Origin of the sequence: Agathobaculum hominis (assembly GCF_014288055.1) — a bacterium.
Taxonomy (GTDB): Bacteria; Bacillota; Clostridia; order Oscillospirales; family Butyricicoccaceae; genus Agathobaculum; species Agathobaculum hominis.
In genome coordinates this window covers 1-19,100 of the sequence record NZ_JACOPK010000003.1, presented here as the reverse complement: position 1 = coordinate 19,100, position 19,100 = coordinate 1, and the positions used below count along the sequence as shown (strand labels likewise).

Annotated in this window: 15 protein-coding genes, 2 tRNA genes and 1 rRNA gene; 6 read left to right on the top strand and 12 right to left on the bottom strand. The window is 57.7% G+C overall.

Going from position 1 to position 19,100, the window contains the following annotated elements:
* Positions 1-49: 49 nt before the first annotated feature.
* Positions 50-610 (bottom strand): DUF5662 family protein, encoded by a 561-nt coding sequence (locus H8S02_RS03585; protein WP_186969568.1) that lies wholly within the window; start codon positions 608-610, stop codon positions 50-52.
* Positions 611-791: 181 nt separating this feature from the next.
* Between H8S02_RS03585 and H8S02_RS03580 the strand changes: the two genes are divergently transcribed.
* On the top strand, positions 792-1,751 hold the full coding sequence (locus H8S02_RS03580; RefSeq protein WP_186969337.1) for a ketopantoate reductase family protein: 960 nt from the start codon (positions 792-794) through the stop codon (positions 1,749-1,751).
* 65 nt (positions 1,752-1,816) lie between these two features.
* On the opposite strand, the gene H8S02_RS03575 is transcribed toward H8S02_RS03580, so the two are convergent.
* The 7 genes from H8S02_RS03575 to H8S02_RS03545 all read right to left on the bottom strand — a co-directional run bounded on the left by H8S02_RS03575 (position 1,817) and on the right by H8S02_RS03545 (position 11,501).
* Positions 1,817-2,239 carry a PPC domain-containing DNA-binding protein gene (locus H8S02_RS03575; RefSeq protein ID WP_186969336.1) on the bottom strand — a complete coding sequence of 141 codons (423 nt, stop codon included), beginning with the start codon at positions 2,237-2,239 and terminating at the stop codon, positions 1,817-1,819.
* A gap of 320 nt (positions 2,240-2,559) precedes the next feature.
* Entirely contained in the window at positions 2,560-4,557 is a 1,998-nt protein-coding gene (locus tag H8S02_RS03570) for a thiamine pyrophosphate-dependent enzyme (RefSeq protein WP_186969335.1), read from the bottom strand.
* A 247-nt stretch (positions 4,558-4,804) separates the two neighbouring features.
* Positions 4,805-5,824 carry a LacI family DNA-binding transcriptional regulator gene (locus H8S02_RS03565; RefSeq protein ID WP_186969334.1) on the bottom strand — a complete coding sequence of 340 codons (1,020 nt, stop codon included), beginning with the start codon at positions 5,822-5,824 and terminating at the stop codon, positions 4,805-4,807.
* Between the two features lie 346 nt (positions 5,825-6,170).
* On the bottom strand, positions 6,171-7,361 hold the full coding sequence (locus tag H8S02_RS03560; protein ID WP_186969333.1) for a dicarboxylate/amino acid:cation symporter: 1,191 nt from the start codon (positions 7,359-7,361) through the stop codon (positions 6,171-6,173).
* Positions 7,362-7,607: 246 nt separating this feature from the next.
* On the bottom strand, positions 7,608-9,020 hold the full coding sequence (locus tag H8S02_RS03555) for a sodium-dependent transporter (protein ID WP_186969332.1): 1,413 nt from the start codon (positions 9,018-9,020) through the stop codon (positions 7,608-7,610).
* Between the two features lie 303 nt (positions 9,021-9,323).
* Complete coding sequence (locus H8S02_RS03550) at positions 9,324-10,970, bottom strand: tryptophanase (protein WP_117751469.1); 1,647 nt, start codon at positions 10,968-10,970, stop codon at positions 9,324-9,326.
* Between the two features lie 150 nt (positions 10,971-11,120).
* Positions 11,121-11,501, bottom strand: a complete 381-nt coding sequence (locus tag H8S02_RS03545; RefSeq protein ID WP_118686640.1) for a RidA family protein — start codon at positions 11,499-11,501, stop codon at positions 11,121-11,123.
* Between the two features lie 286 nt (positions 11,502-11,787).
* Here H8S02_RS03545 and H8S02_RS03540 point away from each other — a divergent pair, with 286 nt between their 5' ends.
* From H8S02_RS03540 to H8S02_RS03525, 4 genes are all read left to right on the top strand, one after another.
* Positions 11,788-12,492 carry a helix-turn-helix transcriptional regulator gene (locus H8S02_RS03540; RefSeq protein WP_186969331.1) on the top strand — a complete coding sequence of 235 codons (705 nt, stop codon included), beginning with the start codon at positions 11,788-11,790 and terminating at the stop codon, positions 12,490-12,492.
* A gap of 12 nt (positions 12,493-12,504) precedes the next feature.
* Positions 12,505-13,149 (top strand): YczE/YyaS/YitT family protein, encoded by a 645-nt coding sequence (locus H8S02_RS03535; protein WP_186969330.1) that lies wholly within the window; start codon positions 12,505-12,507, stop codon positions 13,147-13,149.
* Between the two features lie 135 nt (positions 13,150-13,284).
* Entirely contained in the window at positions 13,285-14,286 is a 1,002-nt protein-coding gene (locus H8S02_RS03530) for a substrate-binding domain-containing protein (protein ID WP_186969329.1), read from the top strand.
* A gap of 190 nt (positions 14,287-14,476) precedes the next feature.
* Positions 14,477-16,186 (top strand): RNA polymerase sigma factor, encoded by a 1,710-nt coding sequence (locus tag H8S02_RS03525; protein WP_186969328.1) that lies wholly within the window; start codon positions 14,477-14,479, stop codon positions 16,184-16,186.
* 76 nt (positions 16,187-16,262) lie between these two features.
* On the opposite strand, the gene H8S02_RS03520 is transcribed toward H8S02_RS03525, so the two are convergent.
* Positions 16,263-17,459, bottom strand: a complete 1,197-nt coding sequence (locus H8S02_RS03520; RefSeq protein ID WP_186969327.1) for a polysaccharide deacetylase family protein — start codon at positions 17,457-17,459, stop codon at positions 16,263-16,265.
* 182 nt (positions 17,460-17,641) lie between these two features.
* Here H8S02_RS03520 and H8S02_RS03515 point away from each other — a divergent pair, with 182 nt between their 5' ends.
* The gene (locus tag H8S02_RS03515; RefSeq protein WP_186969326.1) at positions 17,642-18,199 is read left to right on the top strand and encodes an alpha/beta hydrolase; all 558 of its coding nucleotides are present in this window, start codon (positions 17,642-17,644) and stop codon (positions 18,197-18,199) included.
* 215 nt (positions 18,200-18,414) lie between these two features.
* Here H8S02_RS03515 and rrf read toward each other — a convergent pair.
* The 3 genes from rrf to H8S02_RS03500 form a co-directional block, all read right to left on the bottom strand.
* Positions 18,415-18,531: ribosomal RNA gene (gene rrf / locus H8S02_RS03510) — 5S ribosomal RNA — on the bottom strand.
* A 122-nt stretch (positions 18,532-18,653) separates the two neighbouring features.
* A tRNA-Glu gene (locus H8S02_RS03505) sits at positions 18,654-18,728 on the bottom strand.
* 78 nt (positions 18,729-18,806) lie between these two features.
* Positions 18,807-18,882 (bottom strand) — tRNA-Lys (locus H8S02_RS03500).
* Between the last annotated feature and the right edge of the window lie 218 nt (positions 18,883-19,100).

Here is a 19,100-nt window from a genome sequence, read left to right as displayed (position 1 = left end):
GGCGTTTTCGGCAAGCTGCGAGCCGTTTTCCTCATGAAAACGGCTCTTTTCATCTGTTTTTCTTTTGCTCCCGGAGCATTCTCCGCGCCTCCGCGAACGCCCTGTCCTCGCCCTCGTCGCGCAGGACGCGCAGCAGATACTCGAGCGTTTGCGCGGTTTCGGGATGGATGATGTAGTGATCGACCGACCGCGCGTAATAGTCATAGGGGTCGCTGTCGCGGTAGGCCGCGCCTCGATAGGTCTTGCTCGCGGCCACGCGGTCGCAGAACATTTCCAGCACGTATTTCAACGGCATTTTCATGCCGCACATGCCCGAGCCGTCCGCCGCATAGTCGATCCAGTATTCCAGATGATGACGGTTGCGGCCCTTGTGGTGCAGCCATGCGGCGCTGTATCCCTTTTCGCGCCGCTCGATCTCGTTCGGACTGCGGTTTCCCTGATAATACCGTGCCCCCGCTGCAAACTCGACCGGACTGAATTTGCTCAGGTCATGCGTGAGCCCCTGACGGTACAGGCCGACGCGCCAGCAGTGCCGCAGGACCAGAAACCGGTGATGCTGCACCGTGCGCAAATGCTGAAGCCATTTCAAAAGCAAGCCCTCCTCCGCCATTTTCGGCTGATAGTATTTTACCACGCAGCTGCAAAAAAGAAAAGGGCGGAACGGGAATTTTCCGCCGTGCATTCCGTGCATCATTTTCGAACTTTTCTCCGACGAATACGCGGCCTATCGTTGCATTTCCATGAATTTCATGGTACAATTATTGCACAAAGAGCTTCAAGGAGGAAAGAATATGACTCTTCGCTATATGGTCATCGGTGCGGACGGGACAGGCGCTCCGCTCGGTGCTTTTCTGGCAAAAAACAGTGCGGATGTAACGCTCATCGCGCGCGGTGCGCATCTCGCCGCCATGCAGGAAAAAGGCCTGCGCTTCGAGCAGAGCGACGGCGAAACCTGGACCGTTCCGGTGAAGGCCTTCGACATGGACGGCTTCCTCGCCGCGAAGGCGCAGGGCGCTCCCTCGCCCGATGTGATCTTTGTCTGCGTCAAGGGTTATTCGCTCGACGATACCATCCCATTTATCCGCAGCGCGGCCGGCGAAAAAACCGTTGTCATCCCCATTCTCAACATCTACGGCACGGGACGCACGATGCAGGCGCAGCTCCCCGGTCTGCTCGTGACCGACGGCTGCATCTACATCTCGTCCAATCTCGCCGCTCCCGGCGTGATCCAGCGTCACGGCTCGATCTTCCGCATGATCTTCGGCACGCCCGACCACCGCACGGACAATCCGGTGCTCTGTCAGGTCGCCGCCGACCTCACCGCCGCCGGTATCGACACGCTTTACTCCCCCTTTGTCGAGAAGGACACCCTGCTCAAGTTCTCGCACGTCTCCCCCATGGCGGCCTGCGGTCAGTATTATCACGTGAAGGCCGGCGCGATGCAGAAGCCGGGCGAAATCCGCGAGTGCTTCATCCGCCTCGTCGGTGAAATTCTCGAGCTTGCGCGCGCGATGGGCATCGAGCTGGATGACAAGCCGGACGCGCCGCTCATGCAGTCCCATCTGAAAATTCTCGACGATCTCGCCGAGTCCGCATCCACCTCGATGCAGCGCGACATTGAAGCCGGAAAAAACTCCGAGGTCGACGGACTCATCTATCAGGTCGTCCGTCTGGCCGACAAATACGGCCTCGCCTGCCCGGAATACCGCAAGGTCGCTCAGAAAGTCAAAGCAGAGCTCGCTGAAAAATAAAATTCAGGCAGCAGAAAACCTCCCGTTTCACGAAAAAGCGGGAGGTTTTTTATCATATCAGGCTCTTACAGGAACTTAAACAGGTTCAGTCCGGTCACATCGTCGTACTGACGGTCGATCCTGCCGTCGATCAGACGGATGACCATCTCGCAGGTCGCGCTGACCTCCGCACGGTTCAGATGACCGCCGAACACCTCGCCCCTGTCGTTTCCGGCGCTCAGATGCAGATGGGTGTAAAATTCGCCGTTCATCGTGTCGATCGTGCCGGTCAGCGAGACAATTTCAAAGCTGCCCTCGAACGAATTGGCGTAATACTTCTTCTCATCGATCTTGTACACGCCGACAGTAAAGCTGCCGAGCGCACCGAGCGCCTGCACACTCGCAAGCTGAATGTTTTCCTTGAGCGCGACCGTCTTGACCTGCTCGAGGATTTCCTCGCCGCGGTCGATGCGGACGAGCAGCGTGTCGCCAAATCTTCTGTAATCCATCGTTTTTCCTCCTTGTTCGGATTTGTTTTCCGCCTCAACCGTACCACGGACACGGCGATATGTCAAGACAGGATAACACTCCTCTGCCGGTATGACAGAGGAGTGCATCGCTTTTATACAGAAAGCCGCAGCCGTCAGACATTGAAAAATTATTTACAGAAAGGAAGATTATCATTGAATCAGGCTATGAATAGGGATATACATTGATGTTCTGTCCCGCGCTGCGCAAAATCGGCAGGAACGCACAGCGCGAGACATAAACAGGGATATAATGTTTCAGAGAGAGAACATTTTACGGCTTGCGGGCTTTTTGTAACAGATTAGTCCTCCGCGAGCTTTTTGTAGCGCTCGTAGCGGGCCTTGACGTCCTCGACCTCCTTCGCGTACAGGGCGTCGGCCTTGTCCGGGAAGTTGTTCTTGAGGGAAGCGAAGCGGTTCTCGCCCATCAGGAAGTCCATGACCTTGTCGGTGTCCGGCTCCTTGGAGTCGAGCTGGAACGGGTTTTTGCCTTCCGCGATGCGGCGCGGGTCGTAGCGGTACAGATGCCAGTAGCCGCACTCGACCGCCTTCTTCATCTCGTCCTGAGAAGTGCCCATGCCGGCCTTGATATGCTGCTCAAGGCACGGGCAGTAGCAGATGACGATGGACGGGCCGTCGTAGGACTCGGCCTCGCGCAGCGCCTTGAGGGTCTGCGCCTGGTCTGCGCCCATCGCGACCTGTGCAACGTAAACGTACCCGTACTGCATCAGGATCGCGCCGAGATCCTTCTTTGCGACCTTTTTACCGGATGCCGCGAACTTTGCGGTAGCGGAAGTCGGGGTTGCCTTGGAGGACTGGCCGCCGGTGTTGGAGTAGACCTCGGTGTCGAGCACGAGCAGGTTGACGTCCTGATTCTGCGCCATGACGTGGTCGATGCCGCCGAAGCCGATGTCGTAGGCCCAGCCGTCGCCGCCGACCGCCCAGACCGACTTCTTCGCGAGGAATTCGCGGTTGTCGAGGATGTACTTGACCTCGTCGGTCTGCTCAGCCTTCTCGAGCGCTGCGATGAGCGCGTCGGAGACTTCGCGGGACTTCTCGCGGTCGTTCCAGTCTGCGAGGTATGCTGCTGCTTCCTCAGCCGCAACGCCTGCGTTCTTCAGCGCCTCGATGCGGATGAGCAGCTCCTTGCGGATGGCGTCCTGTGCGTGATAGAAGCCGAACGCGAACTCTGCGTTGTCCTCGAACAGCGAGTGCTCCCACGCCGGGCCGTGACCCTTGCAGTCGCGGCAGTACGGCAGGATCGGTGCGCCGCCGCTGATCGCGGACGAGCAGCCTGCTGCGTTGCCGACGTACATGCGGTCGCCGAACAGCTGGCTGAGCAGCTTGATATAGGTCGTCTCGGCGCAGCCTGCGCAGGCAGCGGAGAACTGGAAGTAGGGCTTTGCGAACTGAACATTCTTGACGCTCTTGTCGCTGATGACGTCCTTCTTGAGGTAGCTTTCGTTCATGGCAACGTCGTCGAACAGCGGCTGCTCGGACTTCATCTCCTCGAACGGCGCCCACGTCAGCGCGTCCTTTGCCGGGCACGCGGTCAGGCACACGCCGCAGCCGAGGCAGTCATACGGCGAAAGCTGCATGCGGAAATTGTACTTCGGCGCGTCCTTGCCGAGGCCCTTTGCCGGAGCGGTAACGAAGGAATCCGGAACACCGGCCTTCTCCTCGTCGGTCAGCAGGACCGGACGGATTGCCGCGTGCGGGCAGCACATCGAGCAGCGGTTGCACTGGATGCAGGCGTCGGGGTTCCACTTCGGAACCTTGGTCGCAACGCCGCGCTTGGAGTAGACCGAGGTGCCGTTCTCCCACGTGCCGTCGAGCACGCCGTACTTCTGGAATACGGAGACCGGGAGCTTGTCGCCCTGCTGCTTGTCGAGCGGCATGACGATGTCGCGGACGAACGGGGTCATGTTCTTCGGCTCTGCAACCGGCTCGTCGGTCGCGTCCGCCCATGCAGCCGGGATCTCGACCTTGACGGACGCCTGAACGCCGAGATCGACCGCCTGGTTGTTCATGTCGACGATCTTCTGACCGGCCTTCTTGAAGTAGGAGTTATAGTTGTTCTTCTTCATATCCTCGATCGCGAGGTCCATCGGGATGACCTTGGTCAGCGCGAAGAATGCGCCCTGAAGGATGTTGTTGGTGCGCTTGCCGAGGCCGATAGCCGCCGCCAGACCGTTCTCCACGCCGGTGATGATCTTCTTGCTCAGCAGCAGGAAGATGGACAGGCCGCCCATCAGCACTGCCAGCAGGAGGTCATTCGTGCTGCGGATAATTTTTTTCATAGACTTTTCTCCTTTCAACCACACCCCTCAGGTGAAGTGAGAATTTTTTGCCCGCACCGTTCACCGCAGATACGGAACGGACGTTATCTCAATAATCCGTATGAAAAAACCGCACCGTTCCATGCTGCGAAGGGCCGGAGAGCCGGCCGCGCAGCCGAGGGGTATCATCTCGGCGCGCGGCGCGAACCGTTTTCCGGTTTCTTCGCCTTATAGAACAGTGCGGTTTTGACTTCTGCCGGGCGATTGCTCAGCAGTTGTACGGATTTTTGATTTGAATGCCGGTGTCCACGAACGAGGTCTCTACGGGCGTGTCGCGGAAGATTGCTTCCGTGAGCAGCTGCACAGAGCGGTAGCCCTGCATGTACGGTCCCTGATCGATGAGGAACTGCACGGTGCCCTTTTTCAGAAAACTCATATTGGACTCGGTTATGTCAAAACCTACTACTTTGATCCTGCCGGTCAGTCCGGCGTCATCGACGGCGTGCGCGGCGCCGCTGAGACCGGCGCCGCTGACGAAGATGCCCGAGATGTGCTCTCTCGCGGCGATCATGTCGCGCGTCTGCCGGTAAGTCAGCTCGTGGCTGCCCTTGCCGTAGATCACATGAGATACGTCGGTACCTCGCTTACGGAAGTACTCCGCAAATCCATTCAAGCGTTCCTCGCTCGAAACGTGCCGAGCGTCGACGCCCACGAGCAGCATCTCGCCGCCCGGCCCCGCGATCTGTTCCATCAGACAGGCGGCGCAGGCGCCTGCCCGGCAGGAGTCCTGCCCGACGAAGCAGTCGCGCAGACCTTTGTCGCGGATATCCTCGTTGTAGACAACGATCTGCATCTGCTCCCGCGAAATCTCCCGGAGGCACCGGTCGATCTCGTCGGAGAGGACGCCTCGAATGGCGAGTCCGCGAACGCCTCCGTCCAGCAGCCGCCGGAGCGAGGCGAGGTAGCCCTCCGTATCATCGGGATGCGCGTATTCGATCAGCACCTCCACGCCATGCTGCTGTGCGTAAACGACGCCTTCGTTCACACCCTGCATGACCTGCTTCTGGAAATCCGGTTCGCGGAACGCGACCAGAATGCCGATCTTGTTTTTCTTTCGTGACAGGTAGAAGGCCCGTCCGAGCGCATTTGGCTGGAAATCCAGCTCCTGCATGACCGCCCGAACCTTTTCTTCGGTCTCCGGTCTGACCTGACCACGATTGTGGAGCACGCGGTCTACTGTGCCGCGTGACACGCCTGCGAGCTTTGCGATCAATTCCAAGTTTGTCATTTTTGTCGTCTTATCAGCCTTTCGAGCATTTTTAGTGTAGGGTTTGACATAATTTTATTATAAACCCACACACGTTCCCGAGGCAAACAAAATTCATTGTGCAAAGTCGCCTCAATTTTAACATTTTTCGTTCCGTGCACGTGCACGAAACACTGAAAAATAAAAAGCGCCTGGTTTTTCTACCCTTTGCTTAACTATACTACAAATTCATATGAAGCAAATTACAAGCGTCATTTGTAATAAAATAGTTTCAATTTTTTTGTGACTTCCCACAAGAAATCTTAACGGGAACATAACAAAAATGTCCGCCTGCACAGCAGGCGGACATTTAAAATTTGAAACAGCCTTATTCCTCGGCCGTGCTTTCGGCCACGGCGATCTTGTGGCGATCCGCGTAGCCGGTGAGGATGAGCGTCAGCGCGCCGTCGCCGGTGACGTTGCAGGCGGTGCCGAAGCTGTCCTGAAGCGCGAAGATGGTCAGCATGAGCGCGGTGCCCGTGCCGTCAAACAGCAGGATGCCGGTGATGAGGCCGAGCGACGCCATGACCGTGCCGCCCGGAACGCCGGGCGCGCCGATGGCGAAAATGCCGAGCAGCATGCAGAACAGGACCATCGTGCCGACCGACGGAATCTTGCCGTAAAGGATCTGCGAGACCGTCATGACGAAGAACACCTCGGTCAGGACCGAGCCGCACAGATGGATGTTCGCGAACAGCGGGATGCCGAAGTCGACCATGTCCCTGCGCAGGACAGTGGACTTCTTCGCGCAGCGCAGCGCGACGGCAAGCGTCGCCGCAGAGGACATCGTGCCGACCGCGGTGATGTATGCCGGGCCGTAGTGCCGCACGACCTCGATCGGGTTTTTGCCCGAGTATGCGCCGGCGAGCGCGTACAGCAGCAGCATCCACAGATAGTGACCGATCATGACGATCACGATGACCTTGAGGAACACCGGGAACTGCTTGGTGATCGTTCCCTCATATGCCAGACCGCAGAAGGTGGAGGCGATGAAGAACGGCAGCAGCGGGATGATGATCTTGGAGACGATGGCCAGAACGACGTTCTGGATTTCGTCGAGCAGCGCCTCCAGGCGCTTGGATTTGGTCCAGGTGATCGCAAGACCGACCATCAGCGACAGCGCGAGCGCGCTCATGACGTTCATGATCGCCGGGATCTCGAGCTGGAACAGCACCTCGGGCAGCTCCTTCAGACCCTCGACCTGCGAAACGATGGACAGGTGCGGAATGATGGCATAGCCTGCCGCAGCAGAAACGAGCGCCGCGCCGACCGACGAACAGTACGCCAGAACGAGCGCCACGACCAGCATGCGCGAAGCGTTGTGGCCGAGCTTGGTGATGGACGGCGCGATGAAGCCGATGACGATCAGCGGCACGCAGAAGGTGATGATCTGGCCGAGCACCTGCTTGATGGTAACGACGACATTCATGACCGCCTCGTTCGCCACGAGACCGAGCAGAATGCCGACGATCACGCCAAGCAGCAGCTTGAACGGCAGACTTTTAACGATTTTCCCCATAGTGATTACTACTCCTCTTTTTTATGCTCTTTCACAGGGTTCCCCCGTGACATCCATTATATGATACCTTTTATATCCCTTTTCGTCAACAGGTTTAAGGCTTTTTCATGCTTCCTCCCCTCCTCCAGAAAGCAAAACCCCCCTTCCACGATAGAAAGGGGGCCTTGCCGGAGACTTGCGGAAGGATCCGGGCAGGATATTCCGCTTACTGAAAGGGGCAGGTAGGAGGTGTCGTGTTGTTGTGTATCAGCCGATACCGCCGTAGATGATGCCAAGTACAAGAGCCGCGAGGGAAAGCGGAATGTAGACGTACTTGCCAAGCGGGTAGAACCAGGAACCGATCGGCTTCTTTGCGCCGTTGTTGACTTCCTCGAGAGCGGACTTCTTGCTGAGTACCCAGAAGAACATGACGCCTGCGAGAGCTGCGCCCAGCGGGCAGATGTAAATGGATACAACGTCCATCCACTGAGAGGTCCACGGCTGAATGGAGATCGAAACGATCAGGCCGATGACGCCGATGGTGCCAACGGCTGCTGCGCGATTAAACTTGAACTGCTCCTGCAGGAACGCGATCGGAGCCTCATACAGGTTGACGATCGAGGAAACGCCTGCGAACAGAACGCAGATGAAGAATACCACGCCGATGATACGGCCGCCGGGCATTGCGTTGAATACGTTTACGAGGTAAACGAACATCAGGCCAGGGCCGCCATGAACTTCGCTGATGCCAGCGCCGAGAACCGCTGCCATCGACGGAACGATAACGAGTGCTGCGAGCAGCGCTGCGATGGTGTCGAAGACTGCTACGTTGCGAGCGGAGCCCGGGATATCCTCGCCTTCCGGCAGATAGGAACCGTAAATAACCGAGCCGTTGCCTGCAACAGACAGGGAGAAGAACGCCTGGCCGAATGCAAATACCCATACCTTCGGGTCTGCAAGACCAGCCGGATTGATCGTCAGGATGTACTTGTAGCCTTCCTGTGCGCCCGGGAGGGTCGCGATGTAGACTGCCAGTACGAGGAACAGGCCGAACAGAACCGGCATCATGATCTTGTTTGCCTTCTCAATGCCGCCTGCGATGCCCATTACCATGATTGCGAGAGAAACGACCAGAGCGATGATCTGCCATACGCCGTTGCCGATGCCGAAGAAGCCGGCCGACGCCATTGCCTTGAGGGCTTCGCCGAGGGTCTCAGCCTCCGGTGCGGTCACGCCGAACGTACCGCCGATCGCGCCCATGTCGGTGCCGAGGCTGTACAGGCCGCCGGTGATCGACAGGAATGCGTACTTAAAGATCCAGCCGAGAACGACCGTGTAGCCGATCGCGAGCATCAGCGCGCCGATGATCGGGATAGCGCCGATGGCCTTGCCAGCCTTGTCGCTGCCGGTCCGCTCCTTGGTGCACATGCCGAACGCGCCTACCGGGCCTGCCTTTGCGCGGCGGCCGAGCGCGAACTCTTCAATAACACCGGAAGAGCCGATCAGGATAACGAAAAGGAAATACGGCAGCAGGAAGGTCATGCCTCCGTACTGCTGAACCATGATCGGGAAACGCCAGATATTGCCCATGCCGACGGCAGAACCGATACAAGCTAAAATAAATCCCCACTTACTTTGGAAGCCATCTCGTTTTTCTACCGTGTTCGTATCTTTACTCATATTTTACACCCCTCTTTTGTGTAACTGTTCTCTAAATCTCGAACATACCGGGTCATTGCGTAAAATGTTTTGCTGATGCTGAAAGAAAAAAGCAGCGTCCGCAGAAACTGTTTAGTTTTCCGCGGACGCTGCCGGTCTTGCCTTTCTCACAGAACCCTCTGCGAGTCAGTATCTACTTGTGCATGAGTCCTGCGCTCTTTCCGCGCGACGCAGGTTACGTCCGTATTGTTACGGAAAAGGCACCGCGCCGCGAAGGTCACGGTGCCTCTCTCTTTTTATGCTATGCCGTGAGAACGGATGAAATTACTTCTCCTCGTTCGGGTACGGCTCCAGGAATGCGTGGAAGTGACGCATCGGCAGATTGTGGCCCCAGACAATACGCATGTTCGGGATGTTCTCACGATCCTCGTACAGAGCCTTAACAGCTGCGATAACGTAGTCGAGGTGCTCCTTGGTCAGACGGCTGCGGTCGATTGCGAAGCGAACTACGTTACATACTTCAGCCTGCTGCTCCGGAGTCTTCAGGTCATACTCCATGGAGTAGTCGCCCAGCTCGGATACACGGATGCCGTAGCGGCGGATCAGCTCAAGGCTGAAGCCCTCACCAGCGAAGGTGTCGTGGCCGCGCTTGCCGTCGAAGAACTCATCCATGTTGATGTATACAGCGTGGCCGCCTGCCGGCAGTACAACGCCCTTAACGCCAGCGTCGTAGAAGCCTTCTGCCAGGTAGTTACACTGAGCAACACGCTCGTTCATGTAGTTAAAGTCGCAGGACTCGTACAGGCCAACTGCCAGAGCCATGATGTCACGGCCGGACATGCCGCCGTAGGAATCGTTGCCGTAGCAGGAGATCTGCTTAACCTTCAGCAGAACGCCAACGTCGGTCTTAACGGTGCCGTCTTCGTTGAAGTCGGAGAAGTTCTTCCAGAACAGGCCCTTATCGCGGAATGCGAGCATGCCGCCCATGTTAGCGTGGCCGTCCTTCTTAGCGGACATGGTGAATGCGTCGCAGTAGGAGAACATCTCGGTAGCGATCTCAGCGATGGACTTGTCGGCATAGCCTTCCTCATTCATCTTGATGAAGTAAGCGTTCTCAGCCCAGCGAGCGGTATCGAATACCAGCGGGATGTTGTACTTATGCGCAACGCGGTTGATTTCCTTCAGGTTGCCCATGGAAACGGCCTGGCCGCAAACCGGGTTGTTGGTGATGCAGGTGAAGATCAGCGGAACGTTCTCCGGACCTACGCCCTGAATCAGCTGCTCCAGCTTCTCGATATCCATGTTGCCCTTGAACGGGTTCTTCTCGTAACGGCCGCCTTCCGGTACTTCCCACAGCAGGGTCTTGTTGTACAGGTTACGCGGAATGGAACCCATCTGCTTGATGTTGCCTTCGGTGGTGTCGAAGTGACCATTCGACGGAATGGTGAACTTCTTGCCCGGGTGACGCTTAGCAAGGATGTTGCGAACGATTTCCATCAAAACGGACTCAGCTGCACGGCCCTGCTGGATGATAAATGCGTTCGGGCGCTCCATCTGAGCTGCGCCGCCATTGAACAGGCCGCCTTCGTACTCGCAGAGATAAACTTCGTCCATCATCTTCTCAACGTCGCGGCAATCGGTGCGAACGAGGTCGATGATCTTCTTCCAGTTCTTCTCGCCGCCGCGCTCGAAGATGTCGCGGAAGGTGTCGAGCAGAACGTAATAACCGGTGTTGCGGCCGTAAGCCTCGTCGCCGAGGAACAGGCTTGCCCACTGATGATTGGTCATTGCAGTGGTACCGGAGTCGGACAGCATATCAACGGTCAGCATGCCGGACGGGAATGCGAACTCGTTGTAATGAGTAGCCTGAAGAGCGCGCTCACGCTGCTCAACGGTTACTTCCGGAAGATCACGGACTGCGTAAGTAAAATGATGGGGTGCGGGTACGTTCAGCGGATACTGCTTGCTCATAATAAATTACCTCCATTTTTTTGGCGTTGTTGCCGTTTGTGTTTTGGAGGCACCCCGGTCGTCGAAGAGGCTTTTTATTGTTTCCTCTCCGCCTGGCGGACAGCACCTTGTCTGTAAAAAAGGGTTATAACGGGGTTTCGCGCTGCGTCATTACGGTGCTACCGCAATGACCTCGATCTCTACCAGAGCATCCTTGGGCAGGCGCGCAACTTCAACAGCCGAACGGGACGGATAGCCGCCCTCGCCGAAGAACTCAGCATATACCTCGTTCATCGCGCCGAAGTTGTTCATGTCGCTGAGGAACACGGTCGTCTTGATGACGTCCTTCATGTCTGCGCCGCCCTCTTCGAGGATGGCCTTGACGTTGGTCAGCGACTGGCGGGTCTGCTCTTTAATACCCTCCGGGAAAGCGCCCGTGGCGGGATCAAGCGGAAGCTGGCCGGACGTGATAATCAGCTTACCTGCTGCAACACCCTGTGCATAGGGGCCGATCGCTGCCGGTGCCTTTTCCGTACTGATGATCTGCTTCATTTCCATCAGCCTCCTTTTCATGTCATAAACTTTATCACACTTAAAACCTTTTGTCAACGCATTATTGTGCACTTTGTATGAATGACCACAAACAAATCCCCGTTTTTGTGTCCTATTTCCATATGTTTTGTGCATTCTCACAACTGAGTATTTTTTTAATTGTGATAAATTCCTTTTCACCTTCTTTTGACAAGCTCTGAGCGGTATTATATAATATAAGTAACACTTCTACCGGAAGAAAAACACACACACGTCGTTTTCCATTTCAAAAATGAGGTGAGATCACATGGCAAATCCACTGCTGCAGCAGTATATCAAGGTAACCGAGTTCCTCGGTCTGACCCTCGGACCGGACTATGAGGTCGCGCTGCACGACATGACCGACAAAAACCGTTCCATCATCGCCATCGCCAACAACCACATCAGCGGGCGCGATGTCGGTGCGCCGCTGACCAACGTCGCGCTCAAGATTCTGATGGACAGGAGCTACGAGACGCAGGACTACCGCCTGCACTACTGCGGCATGTCCGCAAAGGGCAAGGTCCTCCGCTCCTCGACCATGTTCATCAAGCAGAACGGTAAGCTCATCGGCATGCTGTGCATCAATTTCGACGATTCCAAATACCGCGAAGCGAGCGACGCTATCCTCAAGCTGTGCCACCCCGACCGCTTCGTCGAGGCGCATGTGCAGATCGACGAGTCGCAGTTTTCGGACAAGCCGGCGTGTCCCCCCGCAGTCTCGCCCGAGAGCTTTCATAACTCCATCGGCGATGTGGCTGAGGACGCCGTTGCAAACGAGCTGTCCCGTCTCGGCGTGAGCGCCGACCGTCTGACGCCCGAGGAGCGCCTCAAGATCGTCGCCTCTCTCAAGGAAGGCGGCATCTTCCTGCTCAAGGGCGCGGTAAAGGACGTCGCCGCGGCGCTTTCCTGCTCGCAGGCGAGCATTTACCGTCATCTCGCGCAGCTCAAGAGCGAAGTCCCGGAAGAATGAGGAGGTGACGCCATGCTGCGTGATTACGTGCGCCGCCTGCTCCAGCTCGCAGCCGGGATCGCCGTCAGCTCGCTCGGCATCGTGCTCATGCTTCAGGCAAACGTCGGTCTAGAGCCGTGGAGCGTGCTCCAGCAGGGCTTGACGCTCGTCCTGCCGATCTCCTACGGCCTCGCCACGGTCATCGCGGGCGCCGCCGCGATCGGTCTGGCTGTCCTGCTCGGCGAGAGCTTCGGCGTCGGCACGATCGTCAACATCATCGGCTGCGGCGTGTGCATCGACGCGATGCTCGCACTCGACTGGGTGCCGCAGCTGCATTCGCTCCCCGGCGGCATCGCGATGCTGCTCGCAGGACTGGAGCTGCTCGCGCTCGGCACATGGATGTATATGCGCAGTGCGCTCGGCGCAGGGCCGCGCGATGCGCTGATGGTCGCGCTCGCGAGAAAGACCGGCCGCTCCGCCGGTGTCTGCCGTATCTGTGCGGATATTCTGGTAACGGTCTCCGGCTTTCTGCTCGGCGGCCAGTTCGGCATCGGCACGGTCATCTCCGCGCTCGGTCTCGGCTCGCTCATCAATCTGAATTTCAGCCTGCTGCATTTCCGCCCGGCGAAGGTGCATCAGGAAAACATTGCGGAAACGCTCCGCTATCCCCGCTCATAATTTCCGCACCGCCCGCAGACAGCCCGCCTGCGGGCGGTGCTTTTCTGGCGTTTTTCGAATTTTCTCTTGCGCAGACCGCGAAAAAGCGCGATAATAGAGAAAGAAAACCGGTCTCTCAGCAACGGAGGAACGATTATGTCAGTGACACTCAAACAGATCGCCGATATGGCGGGCGTACATAAATCCACGGTCGACAAGGTCATTCACGACCGTCCGGGCGTGAGCGAGGCGAAGCGTGAGCAGATCCGCGCCCTGCTCGAACAATATGGCTACGAGTCCAACCCGCTCGCAAAGGCGCTCAATTACCAGAAAAAGAAGCTGACCGTCGGCATTCTGCTGGCGCACACAGCAGCTTCCGCCGCGCTGCGGCACGGCATCGAGCGCGTGCGGCAGGATTTCGCGAGCTTCAACATCGCGCTCGACCTGCGCGAGACCGAGGCCGCTGACACAGAGCAGCAGGCCGCCTGTCTGCGGGAATTCCGCGAGAGCGGAGCGGCCGGCGTCATCGCCTGCACGGCGGATGATGAGGCGGTGAAAACCGCGCTCTGCGCCCTGCACGATGCGGATATTCCGCTCATTCTTGTCCACAGCGCGCCGGAAAACGTGCCGTGCCTGTGCCGCATCGAGCAGGATGTGCAGCAGGCAGGCCGCACGGCGGCGCGAATGCTCAGGCTTCTGCTCGGCGGCAGCGGCAGGGTCGGCGTACTGCGCACCCCGGGCGGCGTCACGCCGCAGGAGCAGTCGCTCGCGGACGCGCTCGATGAAAATCTGCCGCTCGCAGTGGCCGCCGAGACCAAGCCCTCCCCCAAGCTCGCCTACATGAACACCCGTGCCCTGCTCAGCCGCTGTCCCGGACTCGATGCGCTCGTCATCCTCTGCGGCTGCGTGCCCGAGGTCTGCCGCGCGATTCATGATGCAAATCCGGCCGCTCGTCCCGCGCTGCTGTGCTTCGAGAACAGCCCGGAGATCGCCGCGCTCCTCCGCAGCGGCGCGGTCGCCTGTGCGGTCAGCTGCGACGCGGCCGAGCAGGGACGGCTCGCCATGCGGCTGCTGTTCGAGCACCTCGTCTACGAGCGCAAGCCTGAGCAGAGCACGGTCTGCACGCCGAGCCTCATCACCCTCGCGGAAAACGCATAAAAACCGCGCGTTATCTATAAACTCTCGCTCACCGTCACCGGCAGGCGAGAGTTTATAATTTTTTTGTGAACTTTCCATCCTGTAAATTGACAACGGTTTGCGCGTAAACTATACTGTAAAATGAAAAAGAATGCTGAGGCAGCACCATATCATTTTGCGGTGCCGCCCTTAACCCAAGGGGAGATTTACTATGCTGAACGAGGACACGCGCCTGCTGCTCGCGCGCTGTCGCAGGGGAGATGCCGAGGCGCAGAGCGAACTGCTCCGCGCGATACAGCCGCGTCTCTATTTCTACTGCCTGAAAATGCTGAAGGACGAGCGCCGCGCACAGGATACCGAACGGAAAATCTTCTGCGAGGTGCTGAACGGCCTTTCTGAACTGAAAAACGACGAGGATTTCCCGCTCCGGACGGTGAGCACCGCCGCAAGGCTGTGCCGCGCCGCGGCAAGGAACGCCGCGCCCGAGCAGGCCGACTCCGCGCCGTTTATCGACGGCCCGATGCAGGTCCTGCCGGACAAGGCGCTCGACAGCGAGGAGAACCGCTGTCTCGCCGCCGCGCTCACTGCCGCCCTGCCCGATGTACAGCGCGAATGCGTGCTGATGTACTATTATCTCGAAATGAGCATCAGCGAGATCGCAGCCGCTCTTGCCATTTCCGAAAGCGCGGTAAAAACGCGCCTCGGCGGCGCGCAGAGCGCCATAGAGCGCGGCGTTCGCGGGAGAGAGACCGCCGACCCGTCGCTGCGGGGCGTATCCCTTCTGCCTTTTCTGCGGCATTTTCTGTGCCTCGATGCGGAACTGACCGAGCTCGACGCACAGACCGCCGCAAGGCTCGTGCAGGCCGCGCTCGCGAGCGTCGAAAAGAAGGCCGCAGCCTGCGAAAAGGCGGCGGCACGCTCCGCTGCCCGGGACGCCGCGAAAAAAGCAGGCAAGTCTCCGCTGCTGCTCCTCCTCGCGAAGCACCGCCATGAAACGTTTGCGGCCGCTTTTGCTCTCGTGCTGTGCTCTGCGGCGCTCATCGCATGGGGCACGCAGCCGAAGATCGAAAACGTCCCCGACGAGACAGCCTCTGCCGAGATCGAGGCGCAGACCGGGGAGGACAGCTTTTCCAATCCGTGGGCGGACACCGATACCGACACGGAGGACGCCGAGGCGGGCGTTGTCCTGACCGTGCACCACCGCGTGCTCGCCGCACGCAGCTGTCCGCTCGTTACCTATGTGTCCGCCTACGACCGCGCGACCGGCGATGCCATCCCGGAAAACGAGCTTGAATGGTCGGTCAGTCGCCGCTCCCTGCTGCGCTTTAACCCGGATGACGGCAGCGTCTCCATCCCGGGCGACCCCCTCGGCGAACAGGTCTCCACCGGCACGGTCGAGCTGACCGTCAAATGGGGCAAATATACCGATACCGCGGTGTTTGATCTGGTGGAGCAGCACGAAAACGCGATTCTCGACCGCACCAACATCACGCTCCCCGCGAACACCGAAACGACCGCCGTGCCGACGAAGATCGACATCACGCAGGACGGCGTTATCGTCCTGCGCCAGATTTTTTCCGGCAGCGAGTTTTATTTCGACAAGGCGACCCAGAGCACGGTCATGACCGACCAGAGCTATACCGACGAGATCGAGAGCGTGGAATGGATCGTAGACGACCCGTCCATCGCGGAAGCCGTGCCGCAGGTCTCCCCGAACGGAAAGACCTTCTACTGCACCTTCCGCACATACCAGCCCGGCCAGACCTGTCTGACCTGCCGCGTGACGCGCACGGACGGCTCGACGGCCTACCAGTACTGCGACATCACGGTCGTAGAGCCGACCGAAGAGCAGCAGACCGCAGACAGTACGCAGACGGACGAGACCGCGCCGGTCTCTCCCGATGCCGCAGCGGCCGAATAAAAATAGATAAAATTTCAGCCTCGACATTTCTGCCGAGGCTGTATTTTTGTATTTCGTTCTGTAATATTTATCGGATTTATTCCGTATCGTATTTTGCTGCCGGGTCGAGCACGACCGCGCGCGTCGCGTTATCGTAGGCTACGCCGCAGTCGAGCGCCTGCGCCAGATCACGCAGCTTGACATAGTTCGCGTCGTCGATCAGATAGCTTTTCAGCGTCAGCGCCTCCCCGTCAAGGGTAATGCTCTGAGAGCCTGCGCCGGCCTGCACGACCGCCGCATCGCGCATACCCGAAAGCTCGGTCCCCAGCGCCTCGTATGCGCCGCCGCGCGACAGCTGTACGCTGTCCGACGCCGCGTCATACGCGACCGCAAACGCCTTCTCCGTGCCCGAGAGGGCCGCTGCGGCATCGCGCAGCTTGATATAGTTTGCATCGTCGATCAGAAACGCAGTAAATGCCGCCCTTTTTTCCCCGACAGCGAACGCCGCATCGTTCGGCAGGGCGTTGACGGTCGGGTTTTTGATGCCGGGCAGAGCGCTCAGCGCCTTGAAGGTGTAGCCCTCGGCTTTCCAGCCGGAAATGAGGTCGTTCAGGATTGCCGCATTAGTCGAGGAGACCGCGTGCAGCAGGATGATGGCTCCGTTGTGCGCGCGCGCACGGATGGTCTGCTTCGCGGAAGCATAGGACGGCTGCGACGCCGGGTCCCAGTCTGCATACGCGACGCTCCACAGCGTCGTGTGGTAGCCGAGCGACTGTGCCCAGCTGAGATTATCATAGGTATACGAACCCTCCGGCGGACGATAGAACGGCGCGATGCGGCGTCCGGTCAGCTGCCTGTACTGCGAGCTGACCGCCGTCAGCTCGGAGGTGAAGCGCTCCTTCCCCACCTTGCTCATGTTAGGATGATTGTTCGTATGGTTGCCGACGAGATGGCCCTCGTCGCCCATGCGCCTGACAAGTGCCGGAGCGGTCTTGAGGTAATCGCCCACGACGAAGAACGCGCCGGGAACGTGCTGCTTTTTGAGGGTATCCAGTATTTTGGCAGTATTTCCGTTCTCGTAGCCGCAGTCAAACGTAAGATACAGCGTTTTCTCGTCCGCGCTCCCCATATAATAGGCGCCGTACTTTGCGAGCGTCTGCACGGTATCCTCGCCGTTCGGGGGCTGATGAAGGCCGTTTCCGTACCAGAGACCCCAGTTGGTCGCTCCTGCCGGGAGCAGCGCCATACCAAGCGCGAGCACTGCGCAAAGCGTCCGTTTACAGATGTTTTTCATGCTGTTCTCCTCCTTCGCCTTTCGACAGCTATCGGCGGACGATCCCCGTGTCCGCCATCCTTTTCTTTATCATAGGCGAAACTGCACCTGTGTGCAAGCGGTGTTCAGAAATGTAACTGTAAAAAATCCTGTCAAAATCTTATGCATTGTGCTATACTTTTCAGCAGAAAGAAGGAATTTGCATGTCAGAGAAACTTGCCGTCCTGTTCCCGGGCGTTGGCTACCAGATCGACAGACCGCTGCTGTACCACAGCGCGAAGCTGGCGCGTGAGCGCGGATACGAGGTCTGCACAGTCAGCTATCCGCCGCTGCCGACCGGTCTGCGCGGTAAGCCGGAGAGGATCCAGCAAGCGATTGAGCTTTGCAGCCGCGCCGCGGCCGAACAGCTGTCCGGAATTGCGCCCGATCAGCACAGACAGCTCCTGTTTATCTCTAAAAGTCTCGGAACGGCAGTTGCGGCGGTCTGCGCCGCCCGGTTTTCTCTCTCTCCGCAGCAGGTCTACTACACGCCGGTCGAGAACTCATTTGCGTATTTCAGACGCGAAGGTCTGGTTTTCCACGGTACCGCAGACCCCTGGGCGCGCACCGAGGTCGTAAAAAACGAATGCAGGCGGCTCGAACTACCGCTTTTTCTTGTAGAAAACGCAGATCATTCGCTCGAAACCGCCGATACACTGCATGATCTTGAGACCCTCCACCGCGTCATGGCGCGTACCGCGCAATATCTGGATGAACGCTGATTTTTCCACAGGCTGTGCATATTTTGCGCGAAATGGACATATTTTGTCCATAGCACAGGATATAATAAAGGGGAATCCGTGAAATGCTTTATTTGCGGATTTCAATTTTCATTCTTCATTTCTTTTCCGAACGGCATCATGATGCGATGCCGTTCATCTATTTTTATGTGAAAAAAGCAAAAAAGACTCAGAACCAAAGTCCTGAGTCTTAATTGTGTGCGCGTTGAGTTATCTTCCCGGGCCGTCGCCAGCCAAGTATTGTCACCGTAAATGAGCTTAACTACTGTGTTCGGAATGGGAACAGGTGTACCCTCATCACCATTAACACGCACTTACTTTCTTGTGAACAAGAAAGTAAGCAAAGAAAACTTCAATGAGTGCTCCGCACTTTACCTTCTTATCCTGAAAGCTATTCGATTTTAACACATTCCTCACGTCTTGTCAACTGTTATTTTGGTGACCCGTGGGAGAATCGAACTCCCGTTTGCGGCGTGAGAGGCCGCCGTCTTAGCCGCTTGACCAACGGGCCATAACAGCAAGACCTTCGGTTTGTGCTCTTTGAAAGTCTCACCTGTGAGGTCATCTCTGACCTCACAAGCGTCTTTCCTGGTACACCATCACGGGCTCGAACCGTGGACCCACTGATTAAGAGTCAGTTGCTCTACCAACTGAGCTAATGGTGCATACTTTCTTGTGAACAAGAAAGTATGCAAAGAAAACTTTACTGAGCGCTACCGCGCTATACCTTCTATATTCACAACTGAAAGTGTCAGATTTTCATCTTTACACCTTCAAAACTGAACAATCTTACTCGCAATCGCTATTCTTCATCGAGGTTACACCTAATTCTTTAGGTCAAGCCCTCGGCCTATTAGTATCAGTCCGCTCCATACATTACTGC